Raw genomic sequence first — 22,640 nt, 5'->3', positions numbered from 1 at the left:
GATGTTGGATTTGAGCTTTTTCGCAAAACAGCAACAACACTAGGTGAGTGAAAAAATTCAAAAAAATCCGGCAGATTCGGAACCTTTAGTTTGCGCAATAGGCTTCAACTGCTTTTTTCTAGGATAATAATACTTAAGACTTTATTATCCAAATAGTGCGCAAATATATCACATTTTTTATGAATAAAATATGAAAAAGATAAATCGCGGTGACTTGAAAATTTGATTAAAAAACATCTAAAACAGCATTTAAAAGCTGCTGTGTATACACTTCTTTAGGATTTTTAAAAAGAGATTTACAACTTCCAAACTCAACCGCTACACCATTCTTCATGACTAATACTTCATCAGCAATATAGGAGACTACGCCCATGTTATGGGTAATAAATAAATAAGAAATACCCGTTTCCTGCTGTAATTCCTTTAATAAATTGAGGATTTGTGCCTGCACAGAAACATCTAAAGCACTGGTTGGTTCATCACAAATCAAAACATCCGGTCCTGTTGCCAAAGCACGCGCAATACAAATTCGTTGTCTTTGGCCACCAGAAAATTGATGTGGATAACGCTGCAAACTACTACTAGGCAAGTTGACCTGGTTTAACAATTCCTTTTGCCTTATGTTAATTACGGAACGCTTCATCCCTTGGGCATGCATGCCCTCGGCTATTATTTCACCTACCGTCATTCGTGGATTCATAGATGAAAAAGGATCTTGGAAAATAATTTGTACTTTTTTTCTGTACTCTCTTAATGAACGTCCCTTTAATGCCAGTACATCGTTTTCTTTATAATGTATTTCGCCTCCAGAAATATGCAATAAACGTAACAGAGCACGACTGGCCGTAGTTTTTCCACATCCAGACTCACCTACTAAAGCTAATGTTTTTCCTTGCAGCAAACGAAATGAAAGACCATCAACCGCTTTAAATATAACTTTATGACGGCTAAATACTCCTTGTTTCTGGACAAAACCAACAGATAAATCATTCACTGTGAGTATTGTTTTTGCTTCAGAGGCGGCAACATTCCAGGCTATTTTATTTTTCTGCAAAGGAGGTAATTCATCTAAATCAGGATATAAATGACATCGTACCAATCGGCCATCTTGTTCTTGTAATTGCGGCTCTTCTACTGAACAACGCTCAAATGCATACATACACCGCGGGTGAAAACGACAACCTGAAGGCATTTCCTCTAAAGCAGGTACAAATCCACGAATTACTGACAATCGTTCCTCACGTTTTGCGAAAGAAGGAACAGAAGCCAACAACTGCTGCACATAAGGATGTTGCTTTATTCGTGAAAAAAAATCATCTACAGAAGATTGCGCCACCACTTGCCCAGCATACATCACACATACTCGCGATGCCATAGCTCGAAGTACTCCCAGATCATGGGTAATTAGCAGTAAACTCATCTGATGGTTTACTTGTACTTTTTTTAGTAATGCAAGGATTTGCGCCTGGATTGTAACATCCAAAGCTGTCGTTGGTTCATCAGCAACTAAAATATCGGGTTTACAAGCCAAAGCCATAGCAATGACCACGCGTTGTTTCTGTCCACCGGACAATTGATGTGGATATTGATGGATTTTAACCTCTGGCTGAGGCATTTCCACCTCATAAAGTAAGGATAATAATGCCTCTTGCAATTCCTGTTTGGTAAAGGAATTACATTTTATCAAAGCTTCTGTTAACTGTTCACCTATAGTCATCACCGGATTTAGTGCCGTCATTGGCTCTTGGAAAATCATTGCAATCTTGCGGCCTCTCAATTGCCGCATCATCTGTTCCGGTAAATCGAGAATGTCTTGTCCATCCATATGAATTAAACTATCAATCCCATAGACACCGGATTTTGGTAACAAACGCATTAACGCCAAAGAAGTTAAGGATTTCCCACAGCCAGACTCTCCCAATAAAACCAAAGTTTCACCAGGATGTAAATTAAAACTGACCTTATCCAAAGCAGATATCGTTTTATGGTGATTTTGAAAAGCTACGGACAATTGATGAATTTCAACACTATTTTTTTGCATATGTTTTCTGTTTCGCTTGAATTAAGCAATACGTAATCCAGAAAGCGTTTTTATTCATTTCCTAGACTAAGCCCCATTGCCATTAAGTTAAGTTGATGCCTATGTAAAATTTTCATCCCCGCATAGCTGCGATCCAACTCTAATCGAACACCAAAACCAAACTCAGAGATGGATTCCCTACGCGAAAACGACAAAACTCCTTAACTTAATGGCAGTGAGAAAGCCCCTCAAATCCAGGGGGCAGTGACGACCTTCTGATCTTCTTCCGCTTGCAGAGCAGGGGATCTTTATAATAGATTACAAAAGGAATATTCGTCTTTCCACTACTGTATCATAATATATGGTAAAATAAACCTAACTTTTATTTGAGAAATACCATGTCAGAAAACTATACTGCCCAAGCAATTGAAGTCTTAAGTGGATTGGAACCTGTTCAACGGCGCCCCGGCATGTATACCGATACAATGCGCCCTAACCATTTGGCCCAAGAGGTGATTGATAACAGTGTGGATGAAGTATTAGCAGGCTTTGCAAGCAATATCCGCGTCACACTTCATGAAGATGGCTCTATTGAAGTAGAGGATGATGGTCGCGGTATGCCAGTGGATTTGCATCCACAATTAGGCTTAAGTGGTGTTGAAGTCATTATGACTCGCTTGCATGCCGGAGGTAAGTTTTCTGATAAAAGTTACAGCTTTTCTGGTGGACTACATGGAGTAGGTGTTTCTGTAGTGAATGCCCTTTCCGAGCGTCTTGATGTCACGATTAAACGCAACGGAATTATTTATCAAATGTCGTTCGCCAATGGCGATAAATTATGCGAATTAAATGAAGCAGGCCTTACTAAAAAAAGGGATACAGGTACAATTATCCGTTTTTGGCCCAATCCTAAGTATTTTGATACCACACGTATTTCAGTAAAACATCTTACTCACGTGCTTAGAGCCAAAGCTGTGCTTTGCACTGGCCTATCCATGACTTTTGTCAATAAGGCAAGCAATGAAGAAATTCATTGGTGCTATGAGCAAGGGCTTATTGATTATTTAAACCAATCATTACCTGATGGCGATTACCTACCTGAGGAACCCTTTACAGGTGAATTCAAAAGTGATGAAGCAACTGTTGACTGGGCTTTGGTTTGGTCTAATGGGGCAAACAGCGGTTTTAATGAAAGTTATGTGAATTTAATTCCAACTGTTCAGGGCGGTACCCACGTTAACGGTTTACGGTCCGGTTTATTTGATGCCATGGCTGAATTTTGTGAACTAAGAAATTTACTGCCTCGAGGAGTGAAACTTACCGCAGATGACCTGTGGGAACCTTGCCAGTATGTATTATCAGTTAAAATGAAAGAACCACAATTCGCAGGCCAAACTAAAGAGCGCTTAAGTTCACGCCAAATTTCAGCATTTGTCAGTAATGTGGTTAAAGATGCTTTTGCATTGTGGCTCAATCAACATCGCAACCAAGGTGAAACGATTGCCTCTTTGGCAATAGATCGTGCACAAAAACGCTTAAGACAAGCCAAGCAAGTAGCACGCAAACGAGTAAGTCAAGGACCTGCTCTCCCAGGTAAATTGGCTGACTGCTTGCTCACTGACTTAAACCAAGCTGAATTATTTTTAGTAGAAGGTGATTCAGCAGGTGGATCAGCAAAGCAAGCACGTAATAAAGACTTCCAAGCAATTTTGCCCTTGCGTGGAAAGATTCTTAATTCCTGGGAAGTGGATTCATCACAGGTCTTAGCATCTCAGGAAATTCATGATATTTCCGTAGCGATCGGGGTAGATCCCGGTTCTTCTGATCTGAGTGGACTTCGATACGGTAAATTATGCATTCTCGCAGATGCAGATTCCGATGGCGCACACATTGCAACGTTGATTTGTGCCTTATTTTTACGCCATTTTAAACCACTGGTTCAGGCAGGACATGTATTTGTTGCTATGCCCCCACTTTATCGAATTGATGCTGGCAAAGAGGTTTATTATGCTCTGGATGATGAAGAAAAAAATCGTATCCTCAACCACTTGGCACAAACAACTCGAGCTAAAGCCAACGTTCAACGCTTCAAAGGTTTAGGAGAAATGAATCCTATACAATTACGTGAAACCACTATGGATCCAAATACCAGACGCCTGGTTCAATTAACCATGGATGATGAAGAAGGAGCTGAGGCTGTTATGGATATGATGTTAAATAAAAAACGGGCAGGCGACAGAAAAGTCTGGTTGGAGACTAAAGGAAACTTAGCCGAAATATAGAGTCTGTTTACATTTCGCTAGCTTGAGTCAAAATCGTTTGATTTTCGAGCACTGAAGTATGTAAGCATCGGAGCACAGAAAATCAAACGATTTTAGCCAAGATAGTAGAAATGCAAACAGACCCTAATTACCACTTGAATAATGGGATCAAGTTAGAATAATCATCAGTCCATAAGAATTGTTCGCCACTTTCATTAAACTGCCAATTTGTCCCTCTTATCAATTGCGAAGCCAGATTTGCATTAGAAGTCAAAAAGGCCCACTCTGAATTAAACTGGCCCTGCGCCAGAACACCTTTATTATTTACATAAAGCACCATCAATTTCAAAGACCTGCCAGCAGCATTGACGACCGGCAATAATTGTAAATGTCGATTACTTAAATGAATCAGTATGCCGCCATCTTCGGTAATTTTCTGTTTATATAGAGTAAATGCCTCTAGAGTTAATAAATGGGTAGGAATTGCATCTGAAGTGAAAGCATCTATAACTAATAAATTTTGTGAGTGATCAGGTAATTGTTCCGCAGCTAATCTTCCATCATTTCTCATAATGGTCACACGCGGAGGACAATCACGTAAGTAGCTAAATAATTGCGGATTTTTTGCAAGATCAATAACCTGGTTATCAATTTCAACTACATTCACTTGATCTTCATTTCTAAATTGACAGAGCATTGTACCAATGCCTAATCCAATGATTGTTACTGACAACGAACTCCATTTTTGTTGCATTACGGCAACCACCGTCTTACTTACCCCATAATAAGTAGTCAATCCATTAGGTTTTGTCTCCCCCCTAATTTGCAAGCCATGCACAGTAGACTGATTGATTAGGACATGTATTCCTTGTTTATCTACTACTTTTTTTACCCCATAAAAATCACGTACTTGCACTAAAATTGTATCATCTTGTAATAATGGAAAGAAAATAAACCCAAATAAAATCGATAAAGATAAAATCAAACTGGTTTTACTTTTTTGCCAAACAACGATAATAATTAATGCCAAGATAGCGCACACTTGAAAAGATGAAAAACCTCCAGGCCAATGAATACCGAGAAAAGTGTAATGAAGAAGCATAAGAATCAGCACAAGCATAGGGACCCACCAACCGTAATTTCTTGACAATTGAGGCAAAGCAAAAAGACTTAGTAAGATTGCTATAGGATATTCATAAATCTGGTTGAACCAACGTGGAGCCAAAATTCCATTGAACACTCCTGCAAGCACCCCCCCAAGAGCCAAGCAAAAATAAAATAACGTAAGTGACTGTGGTTTCGGCCTGCTTAAAAATAACTGACTATGACAAAGCAATGCTAACATGAAGAAACTCAACAAATGAAACAAGATATTTTGCCAAGCCTTTATTTGCCCTGCATTTAAAATAAAGCTAATAATCGGAAAAATGAGAAAAAATACACTATTTCGTGCTACCCATGAAAATGAAATCAAGGGTTTGTTAGTGAATACAAGCACAAAAGTAAGCAGATACAAAGCCAAAGGCAATACCCAAAATAAAGGTGTTGCTGCAATATCTGTAGTAATATACAAAGTCACTCCCAGCATTAAACTGCACGGAACAAAACTTAAAAAAATCCAATACAGTATTTTCCCCCAAGGCCAGAATGCAGCTATTTCATTTTGTTTTTCCAACGGTTGATAGCGATTAGCAATGAGAATAAAAAACAACAGAGCTACATAGATTACATAACCTATGTTCCATAAATAAAATTGATTTTTTAACCCAATAAAACGTTCTATTACCCAAGGATAGAGTAATAAAGACAAGAGACTACCCATGTTAGAAGCTGCATACAAAAAATAAGGATCGGCATAGCCTTTTTCCTTAGTCTGACTGTACGCAAATTGCAATAAAGGTGCTGAGGCACCAATAACAAGTAAGGGCAATCCCAATTGTATAAATAAATTAGATAAAATACTCCATTCAGGAGATTCATGAAGAATCAAGGGCTGAAATGCCAGAGGTAACGCAATAAAGCTCAAGAAAACGAGTGCAATGTGTGTCACTCGCCATACACTCGGTTTATTAAAAAAACCAAGCACCACAGCATAGCCATAAGCAAACAGCAAAACAACCTGAAAAAAAAGCATGCATACGGTCCAAACTGCCGGCGTCCCTCCATAAACTGGCAATAAAGATTTAGCAACCATAGGTTGAATGCTAAATAAAAGAATAGCACTTAAGAACAAACCGATAGGGAATAAAAAACGCACAAACCATCCTTGGCTAGAAAACTCCACCCATAAAAATCCATTGTAAGATTACCGAAATGGTTATTCAACTTATTGTGACTGATTAGAGTCTGTTCCCATTTCGCCATTTTGTAGTCAAGATAGTAGAAATGGGGACAGACTCTACTTTTAAAAGCTGGAAGCAAAGGTTATATTTGCCATTATTTTCCTTTATCCTGGAAGTAGCTATGGAAGGTTTTCCTCATGTAGATGTAAATGGTTATGAACAAATAAGAGGTACAATCAAAACAGGAGATCTTCTATTTGCTTCAGGAAACTCCTTAATGTCTACCATGATTAAAGGGGCAACAAATAGTGTGTGGAGTCATGTCGCATTTATTGTACGCCTGGAAGCCATTGGTCGAGTCATGGTTATGGAAAGTGTTGAAACCCTTGGGGTACGTACCGTTCCCTTAAGCAATTATGTACGTAATTATAATGGAAGTGGTCAGGGATATCCTGGAAGGTTAATGCTGGCTCGTCATCAGGATTTTCCTACGGACTCTCATACAAATCTCTCAAAACAAGCAGTTGATTTGCTTGGATATCCTTATGATACGGAGGAAATACTCAAAATTGCCGCTCTGACCATTTTATCAATAGCCGTGAGTTGTTACATTGTATCGTTACACTGACCAACTTGATTCATTCCTTGAATGACTCACCAATTCGTTTAAAATCTTTTTCACCAAAAATGGCTGAACCAAATTGATAATATTTAAATTCCAACAAATTATTACTGGGATCCTTCAAAAAAAAGGATTGATGTTCTATTCGAGTGTCTTTAAATCGTGTTTTTAGAGCAATCTCAAATGAAATTTGCTCCTTTTTAATTTTTGCTAAAAAGGCATCAAATTCATGTCGCTCGAGAAAAATTAAGCCAAAATGTCTTGGATAAATACCTTCTTGTAAAGGAAGAATTGTATCAACTTTATGTGCCACAATTTGATGATTGCCAAACTCTAAAATCAATGCATGCTCAGATTCACGTCCTAATGAAAAACCCAATTTATGGTGATAAAAATCTTTTGCCAGGGCAAGATCATGTACCGGAAATGCAAGATGAAATAAAGTATTCATGACTTAATTTCTTAATCGTTTTTTGTTTTCCCATCTTCCATTCTTCTGAGTCATATGTGTTCCTTGTATTGGTCTATTTTATAAAGATAGCAAAAGCAGGCACGCTGAAGATATAAAATTTATATTAATTAAGAACTAAGTATGTAAGAATATTTACCTTTATTTAACTCAATTTCAATATAAAATGCTTTTAAACACTATTTTTGATTATATTATTCATATTGATGTTTATCTAAATACCATTGTTTCAACTTATGGATTCTGGACTTATTTGCTTTTATTTGCAGTGATTTTCTGCGAAACAGGGCTTATTGTGATGCCTTTTTTACCAGGAGACTCTTTACTTTTTGCTGCAGGTAGTATCGCGGCACAACCTGGGAATCCATTAAATATTTCAATTTTGCTGTTGTTGCTTTTTCTCGCCTCAGTTTTGGGAAACCAGATCAATTTCCTGGTTGGTCGACTGTTAGGCCCTCGTATTTTTTCTACCGATAAATCCTGGCTGCTTAATAAAAAACACTTACAGGAAACTCATGCATTTTATGAAAAACATGGAGGTAAAACGATAATTTTTGCGCGTTTTCTTCCAATCATACGTACTTTTGCACCTTTTGTTGCAGGTATAGGGACAATGCGAATTTTCCATTTTTCGTTGTATAATTTGATCAGTGCTTTAATATGGATTGCCAGTCTATTGAGCTTAGGCTATTTTCTTGGCTCAATTCCATTAGTAAAAGAAAATTTCTCTTTAGTAATTTACGGCATCATTTTTATTTCCGTATTACCACCTCTGCTTGCTTTATTAAGTCGAAAACGAACCTACTCAGATGAATAAAAATGTACTCGGATTTCCCTAGTTGTATTGACAATTCAGGTATGTTTAAATAAATGTGAATACAGTTTCTAAGTAATTTTAACTGGCTTAAACAATTACCAGTTCATCAGCAATTAACTCCTCTCGAAACTCCTCCAAAAGCGTCAAATAGTTTTTAGAAATATATTTTAAATCCTTTTTATTATGCGACTCATTTGCAGCTAATAACCCTTGTAATAACATAGTTCTGAATGAATGGGGGTGAGTATTGCCGTTTTTACTATCTTCTAGAAAATCCATTAACATATTCTTGGCTTGCTCAAGGTCTTCAACTAAAGAAAACTGCTCATCAAACATACTCGCTCTTATCCTACCGGATTCACCATGTCTGTGAAAAAGTGAAAAAATAATTCCATCACTATAAGTACAATACGCTATTACTGCACGATGGACTATATGAATTAATCGATTTAATTCTTTTTGATCTGTCTTTGAACTCATTAACGTTAAAGGTATCGCATCACTTTGATTAAAAAGAGTTTGTTTTTTGAGGAAGTGAAGTTGTGTATTCGTCTTTTCTAAATTCATTACTTCAGGCTGAGTTTTCTTTTGTTTACCTACTTCCCTTTTTGAAAAATATTGCTCTTGAATAGGTAATTTTTTTGTAACAGTATCTTCATCTTTTACTTGTTGCTTTTTAGGAAGAGTCCTGGTTTCAAACGCTGCTCTTTTACTGCTTGAGCCAAACTCAGAATGACTTATTGGAGCTAAAGTTTTTGACACTTTTTTTGCCATTATTACCCTTGTAGTCCAATGAATATTGGACTGATTATCTATGGTAATTGTATTTCGATAAGGTAAGTCATGGAATTCATAAGGATTAACCCCATTCTTCAGTACATGCAGATTAACCTCAAATTCATTAGCTAAATAATCCAGCTCCAAGTGAGTCGCCCAAACAAAATCTTGAGTAATATTTTGCAATGCCTGAATTACAGGTGAGTCCAATTTGGGTTTGGTCAGTACGTTAATGGTTTCTAGAGCTCCCTCACCATAAATTAACGACATAAATAATGGGGCTAGCACTAGAGCCTCATGCCCAGGTCTAATTACATGAGGATCAATTTTAGCAAGAGCGGTTTTAATGGCAGGAGAGGAAACAAATTGGTTAAAATGGGGGTCTACATTTGTGCCATAATACATTTCAGCAAATTTTTTATAAGTGCTGGTTGCTACCAATGCTCTATATTCATTTTTTTTCTGGGCAGATGTGCATGCCCAACGTAACTCCTCAACCTGCGCATTATAAGTAATTAATCTTAATGATCTTTGCAATACTTCGAGTAAGTCGTTATTAGGTTTGTCAAAGTCAAAATTGCAAATAGCATCATAATAACCAATTATAGAAGGATCCAAATGAACCCATTTCCCAAAAGTTGCTCCAGTTCCTTCTTGCTGAATAATATTAATTAATCCAATTGCAAAGGCATAGTAACCACAATTCCCTTTGGCTGGATTATCGACAGTCCTTTCTTGTAACTCTAAAGTTAGCGTTTCATCCAGAACTTCGGAGTGTGGATGAGTCTTAGATCGTTCCGTGCCAATTTCAATTTTGGTTCCAGACATTAATATGCTCCCCCGGTTGCACTCTATAGAATACCAAAAATGTTCACATATTATGCTACGAGAGAATTTAACTCGCAATAGAAAGTATCTATTTGAAATAAGTGGTTAATCTACAATCAATAATTGCGATAGCATGCCATTTTGAATCCAACCCTTCAGAAAAGAAGCAGCCTTCATACCCACCTCTTCTGGCTTTATCCACTGGCAAAGCCCTTCACAAAGTGCGCCAAAAGAGAATCTTTGTGATATTCGGTCTAAAGCCCAAGCTTCTTCGTCAGACAAGCTATAAAATTGAATTATGTATTCTGGTGAGCGCCATAAAACCCAGGATGTAGGTGCTGGGTTTTGTTGCAATTCAGGCAGTTCCCAATCACGAGTTAAAGCTTGCCAAAGAGGAACTGTATTTCCTGAATAATTAGCTCGCTGCAGAGATGGATGGAGAACAAATTGAAGATTGGGCCATGCCTCTGCTGGAATAACCGCCATATCTTCAACTCGTACTACCTGCTCATCGGCAGCATCAAACGCCAAACCCATTTTCCACTCAAAATCAGCAAGCTCAGATAAATGAGGATAGTGCGGATAATTATGCTTAATGAAATCTGCCAATACATCACCAAACCAACGAATAGAGCGATAATAAGAAGGATGGGCATCAATATAATAAGTTGATAACTTATTAAATTCTTCGGTTCCCAAATAAGCATACAAGGCAGGAAAGTTAGTACTCAAACTTTCAATAAGCCGAAGTTTATACGCATCACGATAAATACCTAAACGAGTATCCACTGATACCAAATCAGTTTGAACTATGGAACCATGAATCTCAGCATGCCCTAATAATAGAAATTTTTGAAACTGACCTTGTAACTGAGGAAGCTCGGTCATACAAGTACCTCTTCAACCAAAATTGATTCCGCAATCCGTCGTGCCTGATTGATTTCTGCGAGCAACTCTGCCAAAGGAGGCATATTGTCATCCCGTTCAATCATAGATGATATCGGACCCAAACGTTGTAATGCCGCCGCGTATAGATCCCAAACAGGTTGAATTACGGGTGCATCATGCGTATCAATAATGTAATTACCGTGATTTGAGTGGCCAGCTAAATGAATTTGAGCTACACGTTCAGCAGGCATAGCCAAAATATAATCTATAGGATTAAACTGATGATTTACAGAACTCACATAAATATTATTTATATCTAATAAAATATAACAATCCGCTTGCTTTACAATTTCCCGGATAAATTCCCACTCGGTCATTTCAGACTGTTTGTAAGTAAGATAACTGGAAACGTTTTCGATTAAGATGGGGCGTCCTAAAAAATCCTGTACTTGCTGAATTCGTGATGCAATGTGGTTTACTGTTTCACGTGTATAGGGGACAGGTAACAAATCATGGACATTAATCCCATTAACCCCTGTCCAGCATAAATGATCAGATACCCATACTGGTTCAACACGAGTTATTAACGCTTTCAATTGATTTAAATAGTCACAATCCAGCGGGTCTGTACTTCCTAATGAAAGAGATACTCCATGCATCACTACAGGATAGTGAGCTCGTATTTGATCAAGATAATAAAGTGGCTTGCCACCCAGAACCATATAATTTTCGGTGAGTATCTCAAACCAATCCAAGTTGGGTTTTTGTTCTAAGATTTCTTCATAATAATCAGGTCGTAATCCCAATCCAAAACCTAAAAAAGGCATTTTTTCAGTTGCTTTATACTTTGGGATATCCATATTCAGTCCGGAAATGATGTAAAACCAGGCATGCAAAAACATGCCTGGATTAATACAAAACTCAAATTGAAACTATTGAACAACAGTACCACCAGCTTTATCGCAGTCTTCTTGAGACATTTCAGCTATGCCTTTGCCTTTACAAGCGTTTTGGCCTTTGCAAGCGTTATCAGCAGTTTTGCAAGAACCTTGACCTTTACATGCATTACCGCCTTGGCATTTTACCATACCCTCTGAAGTATCAGCAGCAAAAGCAGGGGTTAAAGCAAACATAGAAGCAGCACCCATTGCAAGAGCAACGCCTGTTAATTGTAATTTGTTCATTACTTAAATTCCTTTTAGAGTTAGTTAAATAAAGCTATAAGGCAAAATATAATTTAGCCATTTGCATTTTAGAAAGCTATATTTAATTTTGTCAAGTTCACCTTTGAAAACAATGGCTTTCCTTAGTATTAGTCCAAATATCACCAATAAAATAGCAAGATGAGCGTACCCCTCTCATCACCTAACTTTCGAAAACAAAGTCTATAATTAAGAATAATTGATTTAATTTCAAAGTAACAATAAAGACATGGATCAACCATTACTTACACACAAAGAAATTTTTGAATTCATTAAACAACATGAACCTTTTAGTTGTATGAGTGATGCATGTCTTTCAAAACTTTCTCGTGTTTTGGAAATAGAATCTCGAGCCAGTGATTCTCTTTTGATTAAAAAAGGGGAAAATATGAATGACCTTTACATTTTAATCAAAGGTCGTCTTTACTATCAAATAACCGATACAGAAGGCAATGTGACGTTTCAAGGTGAGTTACATGAAGGGTCAATTATAGGTGAAATGGCGCTTTTATCTGATTTACCACGCTCTGCGAATGTCTATACCTTGCGTGACAGCATTATCTTGAAATTATCGAAAAAATATTTTTTGAAATTATGCAGAACATTTCCTGAACTGCTGAATAAAATAACCCAATTCACCATTCAGCGACTAACCAATTCACTGCAGGGAATTCATGGACCTTCCACACGTGATAAATCCATTGCTCTAATCCCTATAAGACCAATACAAGGCCTCGAATTTCAATTGCAAGAAATGATTTCCCGCTTCTCTTATGGAGAAAAAATTCTTTTATTAAACAGCAGTTATCTGGAAAAAAGAAAAAATCTACTGGATGCGAATGGAAATATGAGTAATGAAGGGATTTTATGGATTAACCAACTAGAAAAAGAGTACTCGTTTATTTTCTATCTAGCCGATGAAACAATAACAAACTGGACTAAATTTTGTGTGCGTCAAGCAGATTCACTCGCATTTTTAGCGCTTGCTGAAGAACATGATCCTGCTTTATCCGAAGTAGAGAATTACGTCTTAACGATACAAAGCAATTTTATTAAACGAAACGTATTAGTACTTCTTCATCAAACGGCAAACCCGCCAAAAAATACTCAAAGCTGGTTAGAAAAACGTTCTGTCAACAGTCATTTTCATGTTCGAAGCAATACAGAGGAAGGTACTTCTCGAATGATGCGTATCTTTACTGACAATACCATTTCCTTAGTATTCAGTGGCGGTGGAGCACGAGGTCTTGCTCATATAGGTGTTTATCGCTTATTAGAAGAAAGAGGAATACCTGTAGATTACATTGCCGGAACAAGTATGGGAGCCATGCTCGCGGCTGTTTTTGCTATGGGATACTCCTCTAGTGATGTTTTGAACTATGTGGAAGAGTATCTAATCAAAGGGGCCAAAATTGATTTTACCTTCCCCTATATCGCAATTGCTACAGGCAGAAGAGCCACAGACAGTCTTATTGAGCTCTATGGTGAAAAGAGTCAAATCGAAGATTTATGGCTTAACTATTTTTGCGTATCAACGGATTTAATCAGCAAAAATTTATATGTCCATGACAGAGGACTATTATGGGAATCCATTCGCTCTAGCATATCCCTACCTTTTATTTATCCACCTGTATCTTTTAATGACAAGCTTCTAATTGATGGTGGAATACTCAATAATATACCCACTAATGTCATGAGGCAGTACTCACATTGCAGTAAAATTATTGCTTCCAATATTAATACTAACAATGTATTTAAATTATCACCAATACCCTATTCGCTTTCTGGTTGGAAACTGCTTTACAATAAATTTATGGGGAAAGAGTCGATATTACCCATTAACTTAGGTGAATTGGTGTTGAGACTATTAACAATCAGTTCCCATCAAAATACCTCGAAAATGATGGCCATGGCAGATTATGGCATTACTTTAAAAACAGACCAATACGGCATTCTGGATTTCAAAAAATACAAAGAAATTGCTGAAACAGGTTATGAACAAGCAAAAGCTCAGTTTACCGCTCAAAATTTAACTGAGCTATTAAAAAACGCTCCTCAATATAATTCTGACGAAATAATATAAATTTAATTTTTAACTCAAGGTTATTTTTTGGTCTTTCGTGCAATAACCTGATCAAAAAGCGCTCTTTTCTCTGGGGGTAAAGATTCTCGCCGCAAAGCCATCATTTCCTCTACTGAACCTTGTATACACTCTGGAGTAAGTCGGTCGAGAATTAAAAAACCATTTAAATGATCAATTTCATGTTGTAAAACCCGAGCATAAAATCCCTCTTCAATTTGTTGATGAAAATGACCTGACTCATCATAATAACTTGTACTGATTTGCTCATAACGAGGAACCTTCCCGGATTTGCTGGAAACAGAATAGCAACTTTCAAAATCCTGACGCATTTCAGAGCCTGCTATCGGTTCGTAACTTGGATTAATCATAATATGCATGGGATAGAATTTTTTAACATTATCTCGCAATAAGGCCGCTTCTTCGGGAATATAGACTGCGATTATTTTTTTTGCACAGTTTACCTGAGGTGCAGCCAAGCCAACTCCGCCCAATCCAAGCAATTTAGTCTTCATTGCAGCAATTAATTCTTTATCTTCCTGGCTTAAAGGAAACTGGACTTCTTGAGCTTTACTCATGAGAACCTGACGGTATTCAGGTTGTTCTACAGTTACTATATCCATAGCCATACTCGCGGTACTCCCTAGTAATAAAAAGTATAATGTGAGCCCCAAAAACACTCTATCCATAGACTTAATTCATTTTCTTCATGTGTGCTGTTTGAACTGCAAAATAATCTTGAGCCTGATAAATATGCATTCACCCAAGCTATATAAATACACATTACCAAACCCTAGCCAATAACTGTCTATACCCTGTAACGACATTGTCCGCAATTAAAAATTGATGTTTGTCATAGCTCGTCGTCAAACCAATTACTTGCATCCCTGCCGCTTTAGCTGCTTTGACTCCATGCAAAGTATCTTCAATGACCACACAACGTCCAGGAGCAACATTTAAACGTTTTGCAGCGAGTAAATAACCTTCAGGAGATGGTTTTCCGCTCTGCACATCTTCTGTTGTAACAATGGTATCAAAATAAGCGTGTAATTTTCCCTGTCTTACTTTAGAGAGTACTGCAATGATTTCGCTGCGGCTGGATCCACTACAAATGGCAATTTTATTAATTTTAGGAGCAATTTTAAAAATAAATTGCTCAAAATCTACAATCAGAGGTAAGGGGTTTTGATTACTAATAATATGGATGTAGGCTCTGGTTTTTTGTTGAATCAAGTGTTTGATTTCCCTATCGGAATAACTCAATCCCTCATTGAGCAATAACCTAGGGAACATGTCTTTGTCAGAAAAACCCAAGTATTTTTTCATATATTCAGAATAGCTTATCGTTATCCCTAATGACTTAAGTACGTGACAGCATGCTTCATAGTGAATGGGTTCGCTGTCTAAAATAACTCCATCAAAATCAAAGATTATCGCATCATACATAGTATTTCGGATCCATTTTATCTCGTTGTACTTCATAGGGGATGTTCATTTTTTTATTACATTTAACCCTTAAATTTAAAAAATAAATGCCCTCATTTGGTAATAAATGAATTATAAACTAGTCACTAGACATTGATCTGCATGTAAAAGAACCTCTTTACCAGTAGACTCCCGCCAAAATGTTACTTTACAATTATCTTATTTATTCTAAATAACCCCAAAATAATACTTTGTTTTCTTCAAGCAATCGAGAGCCTGATTTGATAAACTTGACAAAGTGAGAAGATGAACCAAAATTTAAGAACCATAAAAGGAATTATTTTGATGTTATGAAGAAACATCCATGTCTGACAGAAATTTATCATCTACAAACAATTCATGGCTCCTGGAAAAGGAGTTCTCCTGGTTGCCAAAAAACAAGCAAAACAAACTCCCAGAAATCGCCGCATTTAAAAAACTGTTATTTTTCCCGCGATTATATAGATCACGGGGTTTAAATGGAGAAAATTATGGCTACTTCAAAAAAAACCAAGGAAGAAAAAGCCCTAATGCATGAAATTGAAATAATTTATAAACGCCGATCAATACGTAATTACACGTCACAAAAACTTGATCGGACAACTATCAATTCATTACTTGATGCCGCAGTTCAAGCACCTACTGCCATGCATGAAGAACCATGGTCTTTTGCTGTAATTCAAGATCAGGACACACTCGATCGCTTATCAGATAGTGTGAAAGCGCTGGTTTACACAGAAACCCTTAATTATTCAAAAATACAGATGAGATATCTGCAAGAACTTATAAATGATCCTGATTTTCATGCGTTTTATAATGCAAGCACCCTCATCATTATTTACAGCAAATATCATGGCTATTTTGTAACTGCAGATTGTTGGTTAGCCGCTGAAAACTTAATACTTGCTGCTTGTGCTCAAGGGCTGGGTACTTGTGTTATCGGCCTTGCGGTTTCGGCATTGAATACTCCTGAATGGAAGACAAAACTAAATATTCCCTCTGATATAACAGCAATTGCTCCCATTATTGTAGGGGTTCCGGCTGCCACGCAACCGATAGTGCCTCGTAAATCACCAGAAATTCTCGTATGGAAATAAAAACATAAATAAGGAACACAAAAAACATGAAAAAAAATCTATTTATACTTTTATTATTGACATTTACTTTCCCCATAAGTGCTAAAACCTCCGATTTTACCCTGTGTAAAAGCAAATTTGCTTTATGTACTACAGCACCATGTAAACCAATGCCCGGAAAAAAAAGTTGGGTATCGTGTCATTGCAGTGTACACAATGGATATTCCGTCGGTACAAAACCATGTTCTAGCGTAAAGAAAACTAATAAAGGAAAAGTCATTCAATCGCGCTATTATCCTATTAAATCCTATGCAATTTGTAAAAATGATCGTCCTTGGGCGTGGTGTTTGGATAGCCCATGTGTCATTGATAAAAAAGACCCTGCAAAAGCAAAATGTCTCTGCTCCGTGGTACGCAATAAAGGGCCCTATATGATTGTTACCGACAAGTATACTAAAAATACATGTACTACTGGGCTGTATTCATCTGCAACAGTTAAAGATGGAGAGCAAGTAACAGACTTTTTAAAAGCCCATAAGGAACTGCCTCCGCTTCCTATTAAAGTGCTTAATGAGTAAACCTTAAGGCTCATCATATTAAAGTTCTTAAGAAAGATGATGAAAAACTATTGGATTTATTTTATTAATTCCTAAAGCATTCATTTTTTACCCATTGATTCATAGGGAAAGATCACCCTTTTATATTGTTCTTCTGGAATAAATCAGACATAATTTCATCAATCAATTATCAAAGAGTAATGATTTAATTATGCCAAATAAATACACAAAAAAGAATAATCGAGCTCTGCCACAGTACAACAGCGAGTCCTGAAAAATTCGCTTAATTCTGTACATTTCAGTTCAGTAGGCAATAGTAACAAGAGAAGGGTTTAGAAAGGACAACTTTTTTATGCAATGGAAAGGAATACTGCATTTTTGTTTTAGCTTAACATTCGTATCGGCCGCTTCATCAGTGCTGGCTTATGATCAACCAGTTGTTAATCTGGGTTATACCAGTTTTTATGATGGAAGCCCTCCTTCTGGCCCAGGTTTTTATTTTCAAGACTATTTTCAGTACTACACTTCCAATCGCTTTAATGATAACAAAGGCAATAAGCTTCCTTTACCACGTACTGAACTCGATGTTGTTGCAAATGTGACGCAGTTTATCTATGTAACGACAAAAAAAATTTTCGGGGCTAATTTAGGTTTTTCCACGCTTTTACCCTGGGTAGTTAATGCTCGTGTGGACGACGGATTGGGAAATGCCGTGTTAAAAGCTGAAAATGGACCTGGCGATTTGTGGGTCGGGCCTGCACTGCAATTTGACCCAATTATGCGCAAAGATGGAAAAGGACCTTTATTTGTCTCTCGTATTGAACTGGATATAATTGCTCCAATAGGACGATACAGCAGGATCAACGCAATTAATGCCAGCAGCAACTTTTGGTCTTTAAATCCCTATTGGGCCTTCACGTTTTGGATGACTCCTAAATGGTCCACTGCTGCACGACTGCATTATCTGTGGAATGGTGTCAATCATAGCCCTAGTGTTTCCTTTGGCCCCAATGTTCACACCATTCAAGCAGGACAAGCTATTTTTGCGGATATTGCTGTAGGTTATGCAATCATTGAAAAGCTTACAGTGGGTGTAAATGGCTATTTTTTCAACCAAATAACCGATACTCTGGTAAATGGAGTTGCAGCCCCGGATCGCAGAGAAAGTATATGGGCGATTGGTCCAGGGATGGTATACAGTCTTAGCAAAAATCACTTTATCTTTTTAAACGTGTACTCTGAGCAAGATGCCAGAAATCGCCCCCAAGGTACCAACGGAGTACTGCGCTTTGTGGCTCATTTTTAATAGATTCTTTTCAAGCCACCTATTAAAGAGACATGTCGAAGAAAAAAAAATCTCTTTCAAACTCGCCAAGGAGAGTAAAGTGCGAGGAGGAGCAGAGAACCGGAGTGTACACACAGTCACATGTGGATGCGAACAACCGCATCGATGAAACAATTCGCCTTCTCAGTTGAGTTTGGAAAGAGATTTACTGCAGTTTGGTTATGGTTTACCAAATCCACCACCCCCAGGTGTTTCAATAATGAAAACATCACCAGGATGCATTTCCACACGTGCACAGCCCCCTAATTCTTCTATTTGACCATTTGCACGTTGAACCCAATTGTGCCCAGGCTTACCCGAAGCCCCTCCTTGCACTCCATATGGAGGGATGACACGATGACTGGAAATAATATTTACGATCATATTCTCTAAAAAACGAATCCGTCGAACGACACCATCCCCGCCACAATGTAAACCTACCCCCCCGCTTCCTTTGCGAATGGAAAATTCCTCGAGCAGTATTGGAAAACGTAATTCTAGAATTTCTGGATCGGTAAGATACGTATTAGTCATATGAGTATGAACTGCTGAAGCTCCATCAAAATCAGCTCCAGCTCCAGCACCACCACAAATCGTTTCATAATATTGATACTTTTTATTGCCAAAAGTGAAATTATTACACGTTCCTTGGGATGCAGCGACCACTCCTAATGCACCAAACAAGGCATCAACAATGCATTGGGAAGTTTCAACGTTACCTGCAACAACCGCAGCAGGATAACTTGGATTTAAAATGCTTTTTTCAGGGATAAGTAGCTCAATCGGTACAAAGCAGCCACTATTTAACGGAATATTTTCAGCAATCAGACAGCGCAGAACATATAAAACAGCAGCCTTACAAATCGCTGTGGGTGCATTAAAGTTACCCGGGTGTTGTTTGCAACTTCCGGTAAAATCAATGTGCATCCGTTTTGTTTGTTGATTAATACTCAATGCAACCTTAATTTGGCTGCCATCATCTAATGCATAAGCAAAATGACCATTACTCAGTTTACCCAATAAACGTTCTACCGATGAAGTCGCATTAGCACGTACGTGCTTCATATAAGCATGTACTACATCCAAACCAAATTGCGCAACTAGATCCAATAAACTCTGCACACCGGAGGCATTTGCTGCAATTTGTGCTTTGAAATCCTCTAAATTTTGATGGGGGTTACGCGCTGGATATTTCGCTTTGGTGAGTAAGTTTAATGTCGACTTTTCTAAAAAACGACCTTGATCCATGATTTTAAAATTATTGATCAATACCCCTTCTTCCTCGACAACCTTGCTTTCTGCAGGGATAGATCCCGGAGTAATCCCTCCAATATCCGCATGATGTCCGCGTGAACCAACCAGAAATAACAAATTATTTCCTTGCTTATCAAAAACTGGGGAGATCAAAGTGATATCCGGCAAATGGGTTCCACCATTGTAGGGCGCATTTAAGGCATAGACATCATGAGGATGAATCTGGGAGTTGTTTTTTAATATAGATTTTACGCTTTCACTCATTGAGCCTAGATGCACCGGAATATGAGGTGCATTGGCAACGAGCTCGCCCTGCTCATCAAAAATAGCGCAGGAAAAATCGAGGCGTTCTTTGATATTAACCGAACTTGCTGTTTTTCGCAGAACTTCCCCCATTTGCTCCGCGATACTCATGAAACGATTCTTAAATATCTCCAACATGGCAGGATCAATTTGAGTAGTTACTTTTTTGGTAGTCAGGGTTTGATATCGTGTTAATAATAAGTATTTTTGCGCAGTTACCTCTGCTTGCCAACCTGGTTCCACAATGGTGGTCGCATTAGCATCGATAATTACGGCACAACCTTGAATGCAATCCCCAGGAATTAATTCACCTCGATCATATACTGGCGCTTTCTGATAAGAACCCTGAGTAAAAATTTTAACTGTTTCACGTCGTGGGATTTCAGGACGGTGTTGGAGGGGGGCTTCCGTTAATTCAATAGAAGTTTTACTGGGAATGGCACATTCTATAGAAATTGCTTCAACAGTCAGCGCCTTTCTGGATGAGGCGAATCCAAAAGTTTTACGATGTTGCTTTATAAATGTCTGCCGCATGGATTTAATGGTTGCAAATGCAACTGGTAATGTAGTATCTGAGCCTTCATAACGTAAGTGCACTTGCCGTTTGCATGTTACAGTCTTATTGGTTAATCCCTGGAATTTTAATGCTTTATGTGCCTTTTGCTCAATTTTCTCAAATTTTGGACGCAAAAAAGAAAGAATGCCGCGCTGCAATGCTTGTTCAATTGCTTGCTCATGCATTGCGCTAATTTCCGCCAATCCCATTCCGTATGCAGAAAGCACTCCTGCTAAGGGATGAATTAATATCTTCTTGATTCCTAAGTTATCAGCAACCATGCACGCATGCTGTCCTGCAGCCCCACCAAAACAATTTAAGACATACTGCCTCACATCATAACCACGTTGTATGGAAATTTTTTTTATCGCATTCGCCATATTTTCCACTGCGATGTTGAGATAACCTTCTGCAACTTCTTCAACCGTTTTTTTACTTCCTATTTCTTTTTGAATTTTTTCTGCTAAAGCCTGAAAATGCTCATTCACTACGAGCGTATCAATTTCTTGATTGGCTTCAGAACCAAAGATTTTAGGGAAAAACTGGGGTTGTATTTTACCAAGCATCACATTGCAATCGGTTATAGTGAGTGGACCGCCTCGACGATAACAGGCAGGCCCTGGATTTGCCCCTGCTGATTGAGGTCCTACTGTATAACGTTGATTATCAAAATTAAGAATTGACCCTCCTCCCGCTGCTATAGTATGGATCAACATCATTGGCGTTCGGATATGTGCTCCACTAAACTCATAATCATAACTACGTTCGTATTCGCCTGCGAAATGAGAAACATCGGTTGATGTTCCCCCCATATCAAAGCCAATAACCTGATTAAAACCAGCGAATTGACTGGTTTTAATCATACCAATCACTCCTCCTGCTGGACCTGAAAAAAGGCTGTCTTTCCCCCGAAAAAGCTTTGCATTCACCAATCCCCCATTAGATTGCATAAAAAACAACGGGATTTTTCCTAATTTATTTTGCAGACTTTGAATGTAGCGTTGTAACACTGGAGAAAGATAAGCATCAACAACAGTAGTCTCACCGCGACTTACCAATTTCATGATAGGTGTCACTTCATGACTTACCGAAATTTGTGTGAATCCTATTTTCTCGGCAATTTTCTTTAATTTTTTTTCATGCTGATTAAAGTGATAGGCATGCATCAATACAATAGCAAGTGTGCGATATCCTTGAGCATAGGCTTGCTCCATTTTTTTTCGCGACGCTTCTACATCTAAGACGTGTAAAACTGTGCCTTTTGCATCAACTCGCTCCTTAATTTCAATCACTTCTTCATAAAGTAAGGTAGGTAATCTAATATTTAGCGCAAAAAGTTCAGGACGATTTTGATACCCAATTCGCAATGCATCAGCATAACCTTGAGTAATTGCTAAAAGCACCTTCGCTCCTTTTCGCTCAAGTAAGGTATTCGTTGCTACTGTTGTTCCCATTTTAATAAATGCAATTTCATCTGCTGGAATGGAAGTACATTTGAGAATATCTTGAATACCTTGGATAGCCGCATCTGGATAGCGTTCAGGATTTTCAGATAGTAATTTATGGCTGCTTACGCGCCCTTCGGGACTGAATGCGACAACATCAGTAAACGTGCCGCCTCTATCAATCCAAAACTCCCATTTATTTTTTTCCATCATGCCTAAGTCCATGGCCACTCATTGTTATTAATTATACTACACAACAACCTACACCAAATTGTAGCTGAATCTCATACTCCTAGGTCAGAGACGTGCTCAAGCTCTATACAAACCATGTGAGATATAACCCGGATAACATGAGTAGGAATGAATAAAAAAGTAATTATTTGAGTGTTTATTTTGGACATCTCCGTTTTCCCCT

17 protein-coding genes are annotated in these 22,640 nt (G+C 38.0%); 7 read left to right on the top strand and 10 right to left on the bottom strand.

Translation table 11 applies throughout. From position 1 onward, the window contains the following. Positions 1–226: 226 nt before the first annotated feature. Complete coding sequence (locus Ltuc_RS02585; RefSeq protein ID WP_058519789.1) at positions 227–2,041, bottom strand: ABC transporter ATP-binding protein; 1,815 nt, start codon at positions 2,039–2,041, stop codon at positions 227–229. Between the two features lie 377 nt (positions 2,042–2,418). Between Ltuc_RS02585 and parE the strand changes: the two genes are divergently transcribed. Beyond that, positions 2,419–4,302 carry a DNA topoisomerase IV subunit B gene (parE, locus tag Ltuc_RS02580; RefSeq protein ID WP_058519788.1) on the top strand — a complete coding sequence of 628 codons (1,884 nt, stop codon included), beginning with the start codon at positions 2,419–2,421 and terminating at the stop codon, positions 4,300–4,302. A 127-nt stretch (positions 4,303–4,429) separates the two neighbouring features. Here the strand turns inward: parE and Ltuc_RS02575 are convergent, their stop codons facing one another. Next, positions 4,430–6,538: a spermidine synthase gene (locus Ltuc_RS02575; RefSeq protein WP_133138281.1), complete on the bottom strand. Its 2,109-nt coding sequence runs from the start codon at positions 6,536–6,538 to the stop codon at positions 4,430–4,432. A gap of 206 nt (positions 6,539–6,744) precedes the next feature. Here Ltuc_RS02575 and Ltuc_RS02570 point away from each other — a divergent pair, with 206 nt between their 5' ends. Further along, positions 6,745–7,191, top strand: a complete 447-nt coding sequence (locus Ltuc_RS02570; protein ID WP_083498091.1) for a YiiX/YebB-like N1pC/P60 family cysteine hydrolase — start codon at positions 6,745–6,747, stop codon at positions 7,189–7,191. 10 nt (positions 7,192–7,201) lie between these two features. Here the strand turns inward: Ltuc_RS02570 and Ltuc_RS02565 are convergent, their stop codons facing one another. Next, a complete protein-coding gene (locus Ltuc_RS02565) occupies positions 7,202–7,636 on the bottom strand; it encodes a VOC family protein (RefSeq protein WP_058519786.1) in 435 nt (144 codons plus the stop codon). Positions 7,637–7,820: 184 nt separating this feature from the next. Here Ltuc_RS02565 and Ltuc_RS02560 point away from each other — a divergent pair, with 184 nt between their 5' ends. After that, positions 7,821–8,471 carry a DedA family protein gene (locus tag Ltuc_RS02560; RefSeq protein ID WP_058519785.1) on the top strand — a complete coding sequence of 217 codons (651 nt, stop codon included), beginning with the start codon at positions 7,821–7,823 and terminating at the stop codon, positions 8,469–8,471. Between the two features lie 87 nt (positions 8,472–8,558). Here the strand turns inward: Ltuc_RS02560 and Ltuc_RS02555 are convergent, their stop codons facing one another. The 4 genes from Ltuc_RS02555 to bufA2 form a co-directional block, all read right to left on the bottom strand. Further along, positions 8,559–10,076, bottom strand: coding sequence for a hypothetical protein (locus tag Ltuc_RS02555; protein ID WP_058519784.1), 1,518 nt, complete (start codon positions 10,074–10,076; stop codon positions 8,559–8,561). A 105-nt stretch (positions 10,077–10,181) separates the two neighbouring features. After that, positions 10,182–10,964 carry an HvfC/BufC N-terminal domain-containing protein gene (locus tag Ltuc_RS02550; RefSeq protein ID WP_058519783.1) on the bottom strand — a complete coding sequence of 261 codons (783 nt, stop codon included), beginning with the start codon at positions 10,962–10,964 and terminating at the stop codon, positions 10,182–10,184. Further along, positions 10,961–11,824, bottom strand: coding sequence for an MNIO family bufferin maturase (gene bufB / locus Ltuc_RS02545; RefSeq protein WP_058521575.1), 864 nt, complete (start codon positions 11,822–11,824; stop codon positions 10,961–10,963). The genes Ltuc_RS02550 and bufB overlap by 4 nt, the downstream gene beginning before the upstream one ends. A gap of 72 nt (positions 11,825–11,896) precedes the next feature. Next, positions 11,897–12,148, bottom strand: coding sequence for a BufA2 family periplasmic bufferin-type metallophore (gene bufA2, locus Ltuc_RS02540; protein ID WP_058519782.1), 252 nt, complete (start codon positions 12,146–12,148; stop codon positions 11,897–11,899). Positions 12,149–12,395: 247 nt separating this feature from the next. Between bufA2 and Ltuc_RS02535 the strand changes: the two genes are divergently transcribed. Then, a complete protein-coding gene (locus tag Ltuc_RS02535; RefSeq protein ID WP_058519781.1) occupies positions 12,396–14,249 on the top strand; it encodes a cyclic nucleotide-binding and patatin-like phospholipase domain-containing protein in 1,854 nt (617 codons plus the stop codon). A gap of 20 nt (positions 14,250–14,269) precedes the next feature. Here the strand turns inward: Ltuc_RS02535 and Ltuc_RS02530 are convergent, their stop codons facing one another. Together Ltuc_RS02530 and Ltuc_RS02525 are read right to left on the bottom strand one after the other, a co-directional pair. Next, positions 14,270–14,875, bottom strand: coding sequence for a peptide deformylase (locus Ltuc_RS02530; protein WP_058519780.1), 606 nt, complete (start codon positions 14,873–14,875; stop codon positions 14,270–14,272). 154 nt (positions 14,876–15,029) lie between these two features. Next, entirely contained in the window at positions 15,030–15,692 is a 663-nt protein-coding gene (locus tag Ltuc_RS02525) for an HAD family hydrolase (RefSeq protein WP_058519779.1), read from the bottom strand. 509 nt (positions 15,693–16,201) lie between these two features. Between Ltuc_RS02525 and Ltuc_RS02520 the strand changes: the two genes are divergently transcribed. The 3 genes from Ltuc_RS02520 (at position 16,202) to Ltuc_RS02510 (ending at position 18,649) form a co-directional block, all read left to right on the top strand. After that, positions 16,202–16,807 (top strand): nitroreductase family protein, encoded by a 606-nt coding sequence (locus Ltuc_RS02520; RefSeq protein ID WP_058519778.1) that lies wholly within the window; start codon positions 16,202–16,204, stop codon positions 16,805–16,807. A 26-nt stretch (positions 16,808–16,833) separates the two neighbouring features. Beyond that, positions 16,834–17,364, top strand: coding sequence for a hypothetical protein (locus Ltuc_RS02515; protein ID WP_058519777.1), 531 nt, complete (start codon positions 16,834–16,836; stop codon positions 17,362–17,364). 331 nt (positions 17,365–17,695) lie between these two features. After that, on the top strand, positions 17,696–18,649 hold the full coding sequence (locus Ltuc_RS02510) for a SphA family protein (RefSeq protein WP_058519776.1): 954 nt from the start codon (positions 17,696–17,698) through the stop codon (positions 18,647–18,649). 198 nt (positions 18,650–18,847) lie between these two features. On the opposite strand, the gene Ltuc_RS02505 is transcribed toward Ltuc_RS02510, so the two are convergent. Beyond that, entirely contained in the window at positions 18,848–22,438 is a 3,591-nt protein-coding gene (locus Ltuc_RS02505) for a hydantoinase B/oxoprolinase family protein (protein ID WP_165480980.1), read from the bottom strand. Positions 22,439–22,640: the final 202 nt, after the last annotated feature.

This window comes from Legionella tucsonensis (assembly GCF_001468035.1).
GTDB lineage: Bacteria > Pseudomonadota > Gammaproteobacteria > Legionellales > Legionellaceae > Legionella > Legionella tucsonensis.
Note: the sequence above shows the minus strand (reverse complement) of the source record. Positions and strands in the feature narration are given on the sequence as shown.

Excerpts from the sequence above, each read along its gene's own strand:
- Ltuc_RS02520 (WP_058519778.1), top strand. The coding sequence starts at position 16,202 with ATGGCTACTTCAAAAAAAACCAAGGAAGAAAAAGCCCTAATGCATGAA.
- Ltuc_RS02560 (WP_058519785.1), top strand. The coding sequence starts at position 7,821 with ATGCTTTTAAACACTATTTTTGATTATATTATTCATATTGATGTTTAT.
- Ltuc_RS02535 (WP_058519781.1), top strand. The coding sequence starts at position 12,396 with ATGGATCAACCATTACTTACACACAAAGAAATTTTTGAATTCATTAAA.
- Ltuc_RS02510 (WP_058519776.1), top strand. The coding sequence starts at position 17,696 with ATGCAATGGAAAGGAATACTGCATTTTTGTTTTAGCTTAACATTCGTA.
- Ltuc_RS02530 (WP_058519780.1), bottom strand. The coding sequence starts at position 14,875 with ATGGCTATGGATATAGTAACTGTAGAACAACCTGAATACCGTCAGGTT.
- Ltuc_RS02555 (WP_058519784.1), bottom strand. The coding sequence starts at position 10,076 with ATGTCTGGAACCAAAATTGAAATTGGCACGGAACGATCTAAGACTCAT.
- Ltuc_RS02505 (WP_165480980.1), bottom strand. The coding sequence starts at position 22,438 with ATGATGGAAAAAAATAAATGGGAGTTTTGGATTGATAGAGGCGGCACG.
- bufB (WP_058521575.1), bottom strand. The coding sequence starts at position 11,824 with ATGGATATCCCAAAGTATAAAGCAACTGAAAAAATGCCTTTTTTAGGT.
- Ltuc_RS02525 (WP_058519779.1), bottom strand. The coding sequence starts at position 15,692 with ATGTATGATGCGATAATCTTTGATTTTGATGGAGTTATTTTAGACAGC.
- Ltuc_RS02570 (WP_083498091.1), top strand. The coding sequence starts at position 6,745 with ATGGAAGGTTTTCCTCATGTAGATGTAAATGGTTATGAACAAATAAGA.
- Ltuc_RS02565 (WP_058519786.1), bottom strand. The coding sequence starts at position 7,636 with ATGAATACTTTATTTCATCTTGCATTTCCGGTACATGATCTTGCCCTG.
- parE (WP_058519788.1), top strand. The coding sequence starts at position 2,419 with ATGTCAGAAAACTATACTGCCCAAGCAATTGAAGTCTTAAGTGGATTG.
- bufA2 (WP_058519782.1), bottom strand. The coding sequence starts at position 12,148 with ATGAACAAATTACAATTAACAGGCGTTGCTCTTGCAATGGGTGCTGCT.
- Ltuc_RS02550 (WP_058519783.1), bottom strand. The coding sequence starts at position 10,964 with ATGACCGAGCTTCCTCAGTTACAAGGTCAGTTTCAAAAATTTCTATTA.
- Ltuc_RS02585 (WP_058519789.1), bottom strand. The coding sequence starts at position 2,041 with ATGCAAAAAAATAGTGTTGAAATTCATCAATTGTCCGTAGCTTTTCAA.
- Ltuc_RS02515 (WP_058519777.1), top strand. The coding sequence starts at position 16,834 with ATGAAAAAAAATCTATTTATACTTTTATTATTGACATTTACTTTCCCC.